Origin of the sequence: Streptomyces sp. NPDC079141, from assembly GCF_040686775.1 — a bacterium.
GTDB lineage: Bacteria > Actinomycetota > Actinomycetes > Streptomycetales > Streptomycetaceae > Streptomyces.
Map to the genome: position 1 here is coordinate 146,670 of NZ_JBFBLP010000021.1, position 10,853 is coordinate 157,522.

Consider the following 10,853-nt stretch of genomic DNA (forward strand, 5'->3'; position numbering starts at 1 on the left):
AGGTGTCACGCACCGAGGGGCACCCGGCACGGATGAGCGTTCAACCACTCCCCGGCACCCCACGGAAGGGAACCTCATGAACAGGAATTCCGCTCCCGCGGCCCCGTCCGCGCAGGGCGCCTGGGAGGAGCTCGTCACCACGGCGCTGCTCGGCACCGACCGGCGCACCCCGCCGGGCGCCGGCCCGGCCCGGGAGGCGCCGGTGGCGCTGCTGGACGCGGCCGCGCTGGAGACCGTACGGCGGCGGGCGGGACTGCGTCCGGCGCAGGCGGTGGCCCGCCCCGAGCCGGCTCCCGAGGATTCTCGTCCGGCGCTGCCCGCGGCGGCGGTTCGCAGGCTCGCGCTGCTGCTGGCCGACCGTGCGGGCGCGACGGGCGGCGGGCGCAGAGGCACGGCGCCGGACCTGATGGAGCTGCTGCCGCAGTGGCTCTCGGCCGCGAACGCCCGCGGTTACGCGGCGCCGTCGCAGATGCTGCCCGCGCTGCTGGACGCGGCGCGCGGGCGCACGGACCTGCGACCCGCCGCGCTGAGGTTCGCGGGCCCGCGCGCGGTGTGGCTCGCGCGGCTGAACCCGGACTGGCGGTTCGCCCTGCGCGCGACCCCGGGTGGCGGCACGGCGGTGCCGCGCCCCGAGGAGACGGAGAAGATCCAACAGCTGTGGCAGGAGGGCCTGTTCGCCGAGCGGGTCGCCCTGCTCGCCGCGATACGGGCCCGCGAGCCCGCCGCCGCGCGTGAGCTGCTCACGACCACATGGGCGACGGAGCGGGCCGAGGACCGTCTGATGTTCCTCGACTCGCTGCGGACGGGCCTGGGCCCGACGGACGAGCCGTTCCTGGAGCAGGCGCTGGCCGACCGCAGCCGCAATGTGCGGGCCACGGCCGCGGAGTTGCTGTCCGCGCTGCCCGACTCGGCCCTCGCCGCGCGGATGGCGGTCAGGGCTGCGGCGTGCGTGGCCGTCGACCGCACGGCGGCCACGCCGACGATCACGGTCGAGGCGCCGCACGAGTGCGACCCGAGCATGGAGCGCGACGGTGTCGTACCCAAGGCTCCGGCGGGACGCGGGGAACGGTCGTGGTGGTTGGGACAGTTGGTGGAGGCGGCGCCGCTCGGCACCTGGTCCGGGCGGCTCGGCGGTCGTACCCCCGCCGAGATCGTGGCCCTGCCGGTGGCGGACGACTGGCAGGCCGAGTTGCACGCGGCGTGGTGCCGGGCGGCCGTACGGCAGCGGGACGCCGCATGGTCACGGGCGCTGCTGGGGGCGCCGTCGGCGCCCGAGGCCGGCGGGCCGGGGGCCGTGTCCCTGGCCGAACGCGCCAAGCTGCTCGGCACACTGGGCGCCGCCGAACGGGCGGAGTGGGTGGCCGGTTTCATCGCGGCGCACGGCCTGTCCGAGGCGTTCCAGCTGCTGGGCGTATGCGCCGTGCCGTGGGCCGCGCCGCTCGGCCGAGCGGTCGTCGACGCGCTGAACATCGCCCGAGACGCGGGGAGTTACCCATGGAGTTTCAGCGGAGTGATGGGCCTGGCCGAACGCTGCCTGGACCCGGCCGAGGCGGGCCGCTTCGACGGCCTGCTGGCCGTACCGGACGAACCGGAGGACGGCTCGCCGGGGGCCGGAGGGTATTGGGCGGAGGCCTTCCAGCGCCTGGTCACGACGTTGCGGCTGCGCGCGACGATGACCGAGGAGCTGTCAGCCCCGGCCGGCACCGACTAGCCCGTCCGGCGTTTGAGGACGAGGCCGTTCAGGCCGACGGGGGTCTGGGGGCGCAGCCCCCAGGGACAGCAACCCCGGACTTCCCGCACCGGAAGAACAGCTCAGCCGCCGGAGACGCTCGGCTGACGCACGTTCGCGCGCACCCAGTCCACAATCGACTGCGTCGTGGCCCCGGGCGTGAAGATCTCCGCGACACCCTGCTCCTTCAGCGGAGCGATGTCCGCCTCGGGAATGATGCCGCCCCCGAAGACCAGGATGTCCTCCGCGTCCCGCTCCTTGAGCAGAGCGATCACCGCGGCGAAGAGCGTGTTGTGGGCGCCGGAGAGGATGGAGAGACCGATCGCGTCGGCGTCCTCCTGGATCGCGGTGTCGACGATCTGCTCGGGGGTCTGGTGGAGCCCGGTGTAGATGACCTCCATACCGGCGTCGCGCAGCGCCCGCGCGATCACCTTCGCACCCCGATCGTGGCCGTCGAGCCCCGGCTTGGCCACCACCACGCGGATCGGACCGGCTGCCACACCCATCACTGCCTCCATGAAGCGAATACATCCATCCGTACCGACAAGTACCGCACATCTCGCTCGCGCCGTACACGCCGCACACGCCGTGGCACGGACGCCCCGTGCCACACCGCCCGGGGAAGTGAACGAACGTTATCGCCAGCATCCCGCAACCGGCCGTTTCGCGGTGGAGAGCGAGGGGGAAATCACACGGTGGGACACGTTCGCCGCGCATCGTTCCGAATCTCTGCGGCATACGGGCCGCAGCAATCCGCGGCACGCCTGCCACGGCCGGAACACGCGCAACGGGAGCCGCAACGAGGTCGCCGCACCACCGCGCCGCTGACCGCGCGCCGAGGTGACGCGGCGCGTCGGCGAGGGCACGAACAGCACGTAGGGCAGGTAAGGCACGACAGCGGGGAGCCTCGTCGCCAGACCGGCAGGGAGCCTCGTCACGTCATTGGCGTCACACACGTCACATGCCGCACTCACCCCACGCAGCCCGCTCGTGCACCGTCGGCCGCCCTCGCCGCGACTTCCCACGAGGGCACACGGGGGACAGAGGCGTCCTCCTTCGTGCCGACAGGAGGTCGGCCATGAAGGTCACCAAGGCAGTGCTGCCCTTTCTTCCGCTCTGTCAGCGGCTCCTCCCGAGCAAACTGGCAGGGCTCTCCCTGGCGCTGTTGAAGGCGACCGCCCTGGAGATCGCGATCCTCGCCGGACACCTCCTCCTCTACCCCTCCGGAATCGCCCAGGAGCGCAGGGCCTCCCCCGCGCTCCCCGCGCCGGACTCACCGGACACCACCCAGCTGCCGACCGAGGCCAGGCCCCCGGTCGTCCTGCTGCACGGCTTCATAGACAACCGCTCGGTGTTCGTCCTGCTGCGCCGCAGCCTCGCCCAGCACGGCAGGCAGCAGGTCGAGTCGCTCAACTACTCGCCGCTGACCTGTGACATCCGCACGGCGGCCGAGCTGCTCGGCCGGCACATCGAGGAGATCTGCGAGCGCACGGGCAGCACACACGTCGACATCGTGGGCCACAGCCTCGGCGGGCTGATCGCCCGCTACTACGTGCAGCGGCTCGGCGGCGACCTGCGGGTGCGGACCCTTGTCACGCTCGGTACCCCGCATTCCGGCACCCGGGTGGCGCCGCTGGCCAACGCGCACCCCATCGTGCGGCAGATGCGCCCCGGCTCGGCGGTGCTGGAGGAGCTGGCCCGGCCCGCCCCCGGCTGCCGTACGCACTTCGTCAGCTTCTGGAGCGACCTCGACCATCTGATGGACCCGCTGGAGACCGCCTGCATCGACCACCCCGACCTGATGGCGCAGAACGTGCGGGTGAGCGGAGTCGGGCATCTCGCCCTGCCCGTGCATCCGGCCGTGGCTGCGGGGATACGGCAGGCACTGGACACCGAACGGACAGGAGCAGAAGCCGCCGCACCCGCCGGCGGCCTGACAGTGGCGTAAGAGCCCCCGCCCCTCTTCCACAGCCTGGAGACAGCAGCCGAACAGGCGACAGACCTCGAACACTCTTCGAACACAAAGCCAAAGTCGCGCCCGCAGTCCCCCGAAACACGGCCGAATGCCCGTTTCCTGCGGGCGCGAAACCTGCCGAAGATTGTCGTGCCCGCGTACCGCCGGGTACAGTCACCGCACTGCTCTGGCAGCCCCTGTTGTCGAGGCGAAAGAGAAGTTGGTGAACGACCGTCACCCGTCGGGGATCATGACCACCCCGGCTCCGGCTTCCGACCCTGCCTCGGCGCACTACGCGTCGTACGGCACCCAGGAAGCCCAGTACGGCGACTTCACCACGTACGGCGCCTACGACACCACCGGTTTTCAGCAGCCCACCGGGACCTTCGACACCGACCCGCTCTTCGGCAGCCTGCCGGGCGAGAGCACGGGCGGGTACGACTCCGGCCAGTGGGGCACGGGCAGCCACCAGACGCTGAACTACGACGCGTACGCGGCCCAGCACCACGCCGCCTACGACACCGGCGCCTACGACACGACCGCCTGGACGGCCGACTACCAGCAGCTGTCCGCCGTTCCGCAGCAGGCCAACGGCCCCGATGCCTCCGGCCAGTGGGACGCGGGCGCCTGGCTCCAGCCGGAGCAGTCCGGCGCCCCGGCCGACCAGACCCAGCAGTGGGAATGGGGCACCCAGTCCTTCGACACCGGTGCCTACGACGCCACGCAGTGGAACTCGGCCGAGGACAACTCGACGGGCGTCTACGAGCAGCAGGCGACGGCGACCTTCGAACAGGTCGCGTACGACGAGACCGCGTACGGCGAACCCGCCTCGGACGAGGACGAGTTGACCGCCACCGGCGAACTGCCCGCCGTGGCCCCGCTCCTCGACGACCAGGAGGAGACCGTCCCGGCGCCGGGCTCCCGAGCGGCGGCCCGCAACTCCGGCCGCTCCCGCCGCCGTACCCCCGCCAAACGTTCCGCGCTGCTGACCGTCGCCGTGCCGTCGGCGTGCGTGATGGGTGTCGCGGGGATCGCCGCGGCCTCCGTCGGCACCCTGACCGACGACAAGGAAACCTCGACGACCGCGTCCGACGCGCAGGCCGTCAAGCCGTCGGCGGCGAACAACAAGCTGGACACCCAGCTGGAGAGCCTCTCGGCCGGCGCCGACGACTTCGCCGACCGGGCCAGCCGTACGCAGGAGCGCATCGACCTCAAGGCCCAGCAGGAGGCCGAGCGGAAGAAGGCGGCCGAGGAAGCGGCCCGCAAGGAGCGGCTGCGCCCGAAGTTCGCGGTGCCGGTCGCCCAGCACGGCCTCAGCGCCTACTACGGCCAGGCCGGCATCAACTGGATGTCCATGCACACCGGCATCGACTTCCCGGTCTCGTACGGCACGACGGTGATGGCCGCGACCGACGGCACCGTGCGCACGCAGTGGAACGCCGCCTACGGCAACATGATGATCGTGACCGCCATGGACGGCACGGAGACGTGGTACTGCCACCTCTCCAGCTACAGCGTCCCTTCCGGTACGACCGTGAAGGCCGGCGACACGATCGCGTACTCCGGCAACTCCGGCAACTCCACCGGCCCGCACCTGCACTTCGAGGTGCGCCCCGCCGGAGGGTCGGCCATCGATCCGCTGTCCTGGCTGCGCAGCCACGGACTGGACCCCTCGTAGCCGGACGACTCCCTTACGGGCCCCCGCTGTTGGGCGAGGGCCCCACTCACCTCCGCTAGAGCTTCTCCACCGGCGCGTACCGCAGCAGCAGCCGCTTCGGCTTGGCTTCGCCGAAGTCGATCGTCGCCTCGGCGTTCGCCCCTGTGCCCTTGACCGCCATGACGGTGCCGAGCCCGAACTGGTCGTGCGTGACCCGGTCGCCCACCGCCAGCGAGACCACCGGCTTCTCGGACGTCCGCCGGGTGGCGAAGCCGGACGCGCCGGACGCCGACGAACGCGAGCGGGAGGACGACAGCGAGGCCGCCACACCGGAGGCGGGCCCGGAGGACATGGGCGCGGTCGCCCCCGTGCGCTTCCAGTCCACGTGCTGCCCCGGGATCTCCTCCAGGAAGCGTGAGGGCGGGTTGTACGACGGCTGCCCCCACGCGCTGCGCAGCGACGACCGCGTCAGATACAGCCGTTCACGCGCGCGCGTGATGCCGACGTACGCCAGGCGGCGCTCCTCCTCCAGCTCCTTGGCCTGGCCGAGGGCGCGCATGTGCGGGAAGACGCCGTCCTCCATGCCGGTCAGGAAGACGACCGGGAACTCCAGTCCCTTGGCGGTGTGCAGGGTCATCAGGGTGATGACGCCGGAGCCGTCCTCGTCCTCGTCGGGGATCTGGTCGGAGTCGGCGACGAGCGCGACCCGCTCCAGGAAGTCGGCGAGCCCACCGGGGGTCTCCTCCGACTCCTGCTCGAACTCCAGGGCCACGGCGGCCAGTTCCTGGAGGTTCTCGATACGGGTCTCGTCCTGCGGGTCGGTGGAGGCCTGCAACTCGGCGAGATAGCCGGTGCGTTCGAGGACGGCCTCCAGGACCGTCGCCGGTCCGGCGCCCGAGTCGACGATCGTCCGCAGCTCCTCCATCAGCACGTTGAACCGCTTCACGGCGTTCGTCGACCGCGCGGCCATGCCGTACGCCTCGTCGACGCGCTTGAGCGCCTGCGGGAAGCTGATCTTCTCGCGCTGGGACAGGGCGTCGATCATCGCCTCGGCGCGCTCGCCGATGCCGCGCTTGGGGACGTTGAGGATCCGGCGCAGCGGCACCGAGTCCTCCGGGTTGGCCAGCACCCGCAGGTAGGCCAGGACGTCCCGGACCTCCTTGCGCTCGTAGAAGCGGACGCCGCCGACGACCTTGTAGGGCAGGCCGACGCGGATGAAGACCTCTTCGAAGACTCGGGACTGGGCGTTGGTGCGGTAGAAGACGGCGACATCGCCGGCCTTCGCGTCGCCCGCGTCCGTCAGTCGGTCTATCTCGTCGGCGACGAACTGCGCCTCGTCGTGCTCGGTGTCGGCGACGTAGCCGGTGATGCGCGCGCCCGCGCCCGCGTTGGTCCACAGGTTCTTCGGCCGCCGCGACTCGTTGCGCTCGATGACCGCGTTGGCCGCGCTCAGGATGGTCTGCGTGGAGCGGTAGTTCTGCTCCAGCAGGATCGTCGTCGCGTCCGGGTAGTCCTCCTCGAACTGGAGGATGTTGCGGATGGTGGCGCCGCGGAAGGCGTAGATCGACTGGTCGGCGTCACCCACGACGCACAGTTCGGCGGGCGGCACGTCGTACTCGTTGGGCGGTACGTCAACGGGGTGCTCGGAGGTCCCGACCAGCTCCCTGACCAGCGCGTACTGCGCATGGTTGGTGTCCTGGTACTCGTCGACGAGGACATGCCGGAAGCGGCGGCGGTAGTGCTCGGCGACGTCGGGGAAGGCGCGCAGCAGGTTGACCGTCGTCATGATCAGGTCGTCGAAGTCGAGGGCGTTCGCCTCGCGCAGCCGGGACTGGTACATCGCGTACGCCTGGGCGAGGGTCTTCTCGAAGCCGTCGGAGGCCTGGGCGGCGAAGTCCTCCTCGTCGATCAGCTCGTTCTTCAGATTCGAGATCTTGGCGCTGAAGGACTTCGGCGGGAACCGCTTCGGGTCGAGATCGAGATCACGGCAGACGAGCGCCATCAGCCGCTTGGAGTCGGCGGCGTCGTAGATCGAGAAGGAGGAGGTGAAGCCGAGCTTCTTGCTCTCCCGCCGCAGAATCCGCACGCACGCGCTGTGGAAGGTCATCACCCACATCGCGTTGGCCCGCGGGCCGACGAGCTGCTCGACGCGCTCCTTCATCTCGCCCGCGGCCTTGTTGGTGAAGGTGATCGCGAGGATCTGCCCCGGATGCACATTCCGCTCGGCCAGCAGATGGGCGATGCGATGGGTCAGCACCCGCGTCTTGCCGGAGCCGGCGCCGGCGACGATGAGCAGCGGGGCGCCGGCATGGACGACGGCGGCGCGCTGGTTCTCGTTGAGCCCCTCCAGCAGCGCGGCCGCGTCGAGGGCCGGGCGCGGGGCGCCGTCACGGTAGTGGGCGTCCCGGTCCGGGGGCACGTCGAACTTCCCGCCGAACAGATCGTCCGGAACGGGCTCCGGCACGTGCTCGTCCTCGGGCGGCGGCGGAGGCTCCTCCTCGTGCCCACGGGGGGTCTGGAGGTCCGCCAGGAAGCTGTCGTCAAAGAGGCTGCTCATCGCTCTCCGAGTCTAGGGCGCCTCACTGACAGCCCGCCGCCGCCCTGAGAACATCACCTGTTTCAGAAGCCGATGATCTTCCAGACCTGCCCGCCCGGCGTCTTCTTACCCTCCAGCACGGTCCCGTCACGGTCAGCGATCGACCAGGCGGAGACGTACACCTTCCCGTCGTACGGATCGACGGCCAGGCCCGCCGGGAACGGCACCTTCACGTTCGTACGCTTGCCGCCCGAGACCTTCGTCACGACGCCCTGGAAGAGCTGACTGACGTAGAGATCCCCGTTGCCGTTGAAGGCGATGCCGCTGATCGGGCCGAAGCCGGACTTCCAGCCGAGGATCTTGCCCGTCCAGGGGTCGACCTTCCACACGCGCGCGGTGGGCTTCTCGGTGAGCCCGTTCAGCTCGCCGACGTAGAGGTTGCCGTCCGGACCGAGGGCGAGGGAGGTCGGCACGGCCTCATGCCCGCTGTGATCGGGAAAGACCGTGAAGGGCCGCGCCTTGCCGTGCTTCGAGACGACCACGAGGTCATTGCCGGCCGCGTCGGCAACGATCTTGCGGCCGTCCGGAAGAGCAAGAACGGCGTACGGATTGGACTCCAGGGACGCCTTGTGCGGGTTGTACTTGAGCTCGACGCCGGTGATGTCGGCGGCGATCCTGGCCTTCCCACCGTCGATGCGCAGCAGCTTGCCGAGCTTGTTCCACGGCGGAGTGGTGGGCACCCCGGCCTCGGGCGGCGCGAAGGTCTCGACGCCCCACAGCTCGCCCCACAGAGCGGAGACCCCGTCCACACCGGTGGCGAAGCCGCCGTCCGGGGCGGCGCCCGAGGGCAGCCCCTGCACCACCCTGTGATGCTTCCACGCGCCCCCGTCCCAGTAGACCTTGGTGACGGCCGACGTGAGGCCGATGCAGGTCTCCCCCTCCGGCCCCTCCCCGATGCACTTCTTGCCGCCCCGCCCGGCCTCGGCGACGTACAGCTGCCCGCCGTCGTACGAGAGCTGGCGCGGATTGTCGAGCCCGCTCGCGATCACGCGGACGACAGGTTTCCCGCCCGTGGCGGTAGCGGGGACGATGCCCGCGGTGGCGGCGAGTGCAACACCCACCGCGACGACGAGTGACTTACGACGCTTCCTCATGGCCGTATCCCTCCCACCCACGGCACCCGACCGTGGCTGGCTGGAAGTTAGCGCCCGGAAGCGGGCGGACGCCGTCACTCCGGACAAAATACGTACAAGTCGCCGCAGATCCTTCCGTATTGGCCACCCTCAGAGACGCCCTGACCAAAGGTCACGAAAATGTATCGGGCATATCACCCACCAACCTTCACAGGCGCCACACGAGTTGGCTACCGTGCCGGGCAGGCCGTACGACCCCCACCGGCGAACGACGCCGGGCCGCGCGGCCTTCCGCCGAGTCCGGTACGCCCCCACGGCAGCCGGAGCCGGGGACCCAACCGACCTTGGGGTGAATCGACCAACTCCCTTACGGGGACGAGTCGTAGGGCAACCCTTCCGAACCACCCGCCCGAACCCGACAGCTAACTCGGTAGGCGGACGATGGAAGGAGTCGCCTCCCTTGGCGTCGCACCGCAAGCCGCGTCCCACGGGTACGCGCGTAGCCGGCATACGCACCCCCGCCCTCGCCACGGCCGCCCTCACCTCCGTGGCCCTCCTCTCCCAGACGGCCAACGCCAGCCCCTCGGCCGACGACAAGCCGAGCCTCGAAGAAGTCGAGAAGAAGGTCGACGACCTGTACCGCCAGGCCGAGTCGGCGACCGAGAAGTACAACGCGGCCAAGGAAAAGACCACCAAGCAGCGCAACCGCGTCGACACCCTCCTCGACGACGTCGCCAAGCGCACCCAGAAACTCAACGACGCGCGCGAGGAGCTCGGTTCCTTCGCGGCCGCCCAGTACCGCACCGGCGCCACCGCCCCCGACACCGCGACCTTCCTGCTCGCCGACTCCCCGCAGGACTACTTCGACCAGACCCAGCTGATGAGCCGGATGACCGGCCGTCAGAAGGAAGCGGTCGACGACTACGTCACGCAGCAGTCGGAAACGATGAAGAAGCGCAAGGAGGCCACCGAAAGCCTCCAGACGCTGTCCGAAACGCAGACCGACCTCAAGACCGCCAAGGCCACCGTCCAGCAGAAGCTCTCCGACGCACGCGAGCTCCTCTCGCAGCTCACGGCGGAGGAAAAGGCCCGCCTGGCGGCGATCGAGAAGCGCAAGCAGGAAGAGGCCGCACGCAAGGCGGCCGAGCTGGCGCAGCAACAAGCAGAAGAGGAGCAGCGCCGCCAGGAGGCCGAAGAGGCGGCAGCGGCGGAGCAGGAAAGCACTCCGACACCCGCCCCCTCCGAGTCGTCGGAACCCCCCACCGACTCCACCGCCGACTCCTCGTACGCCACGAAGGCCGAGAAAGCCCTCGCCTTCGCCCGAGCGCAGATCGGCAAGCCGTACGTCTGGGGCGCCACGGGCCCCGACTCCTACGACTGCTCCGGCCTCACCCAGGCCGCCTGGAACGCGGCCGGCATCACCCTCCCCCGCACCACCTGGGACCAGGTCAACGCCGGCACCACGGTCTCCCTCGCCAACGCCCAGCCCGGCGACCTGGTCTTCTTCTACGACGACCTCAGCCACGTAGGCCTCTACATCGGCAACGGCATGATGATCCACGCCCCGAAGCCAGGCGCGTACGTCCGCGAGGAGTCGATCTACTACGACGGCGAGGGCTCGATCCACAGCGTGGTACGCCCGGCCTGAAAAACGAGCACGCGCGCGCGTAGGGGCACGAGCCCGCAGCCGCCCACGGCGGGAAGGGAACGTGCCCCGGGGGCGGCCCAGCACCCGCGTACGGCGGGAAGGGGCCGTGCCGGGGGGTGTCCGCCCGCAGAGGCCGGCGTAAAGACACACCACCCCCCAAACCCACAGCACCGCCGGTCCGAGGACGGACACCCCC

General features: G+C 70.6%; 7 protein-coding genes and 1 riboswitch. Of the genes, 4 read left to right on the forward strand and 3 right to left on the reverse strand.

Annotated features, from left to right (window positions below; translation table 11 throughout):
• The first annotated feature begins 76 nt into the window (after positions 1 to 76).
• A complete protein-coding gene (locus AB0Q90_RS37375; RefSeq protein WP_363157940.1) occupies positions 77 to 1,711 on the forward strand; it encodes a DUF5691 domain-containing protein in 1,635 nt (544 codons plus the stop codon).
• Between the two features lie 101 nt (positions 1,712 to 1,812).
• Here AB0Q90_RS37375 and AB0Q90_RS37380 read toward each other — a convergent pair whose 3' ends face one another.
• Entirely contained in the window at positions 1,813 to 2,235 is a 423-nt protein-coding gene (locus tag AB0Q90_RS37380; RefSeq protein WP_363157941.1) for a cobalamin B12-binding domain-containing protein, read from the reverse strand.
• Between the two features lie 572 nt (positions 2,236 to 2,807).
• On the opposite strand from AB0Q90_RS37380, the gene AB0Q90_RS37385 reads away from it, so the two are divergent.
• Together AB0Q90_RS37385 and AB0Q90_RS37390 are read left to right on the forward strand one after the other, a co-directional pair.
• Positions 2,808 to 3,677 (forward strand): alpha/beta fold hydrolase, encoded by an 870-nt coding sequence (locus AB0Q90_RS37385; RefSeq protein WP_363157942.1) that lies wholly within the window; start codon positions 2,808 to 2,810, stop codon positions 3,675 to 3,677.
• A gap of 256 nt (positions 3,678 to 3,933) precedes the next feature.
• Positions 3,934 to 5,361 (forward strand): M23 family metallopeptidase, encoded by a 1,428-nt coding sequence (locus AB0Q90_RS37390; RefSeq protein ID WP_363158312.1) that lies wholly within the window; start codon positions 3,934 to 3,936, stop codon positions 5,359 to 5,361.
• Positions 5,362 to 5,416: 55 nt separating this feature from the next.
• On the opposite strand, the gene pcrA is transcribed toward AB0Q90_RS37390, so the two are convergent.
• Together pcrA and AB0Q90_RS37400 are read right to left on the reverse strand one after the other, a co-directional pair.
• The gene (gene pcrA, locus AB0Q90_RS37395; RefSeq protein ID WP_363157943.1) at positions 5,417 to 7,897 is read right to left on the reverse strand and encodes a DNA helicase PcrA; all 2,481 of its coding nucleotides are present in this window, start codon (positions 7,895 to 7,897) and stop codon (positions 5,417 to 5,419) included.
• 62 nt (positions 7,898 to 7,959) lie between these two features.
• Positions 7,960 to 9,030, reverse strand: a complete 1,071-nt coding sequence (locus AB0Q90_RS37400; RefSeq protein ID WP_363157944.1) for a ScyD/ScyE family protein — start codon at positions 9,028 to 9,030, stop codon at positions 7,960 to 7,962.
• A 261-nt stretch (positions 9,031 to 9,291) separates the two neighbouring features.
• A riboswitch (cyclic di-AMP (ydaO/yuaA leader) is annotated at positions 9,292 to 9,462 on the forward strand.
• Positions 9,463 to 9,469: 7 nt separating this feature from the next.
• Between AB0Q90_RS37400 and AB0Q90_RS37405 the strand changes: the two genes are divergently transcribed.
• A complete protein-coding gene (locus AB0Q90_RS37405; protein WP_363157945.1) occupies positions 9,470 to 10,657 on the forward strand; it encodes an NlpC/P60 family protein in 1,188 nt (395 codons plus the stop codon).
• Positions 10,658 to 10,853 lie beyond the last annotated feature (196 nt).

Bases quoted from the DNA above. Each gene is read 5' to 3' on its own strand.
- pcrA (WP_363157943.1), bottom strand. From the start codon at position 7,897: ATGAGCAGCCTCTTTGACGACAGCTTCCTGGCGGACCTCCAGACCCCC.
- AB0Q90_RS37400 (WP_363157944.1), bottom strand. From the start codon at position 9,030: ATGAGGAAGCGTCGTAAGTCACTCGTCGTCGCGGTGGGTGTTGCACTC.
- AB0Q90_RS37375 (WP_363157940.1), top strand. From the start codon at position 77: ATGAACAGGAATTCCGCTCCCGCGGCCCCGTCCGCGCAGGGCGCCTGG.
- AB0Q90_RS37390 (WP_363158312.1), top strand. From the start codon at position 3,934: ATGACCACCCCGGCTCCGGCTTCCGACCCTGCCTCGGCGCACTACGCG.
- AB0Q90_RS37385 (WP_363157942.1), top strand. From the start codon at position 2,808: ATGAAGGTCACCAAGGCAGTGCTGCCCTTTCTTCCGCTCTGTCAGCGG.
- AB0Q90_RS37380 (WP_363157941.1), bottom strand. From the start codon at position 2,235: ATGGGTGTGGCAGCCGGTCCGATCCGCGTGGTGGTGGCCAAGCCGGGG.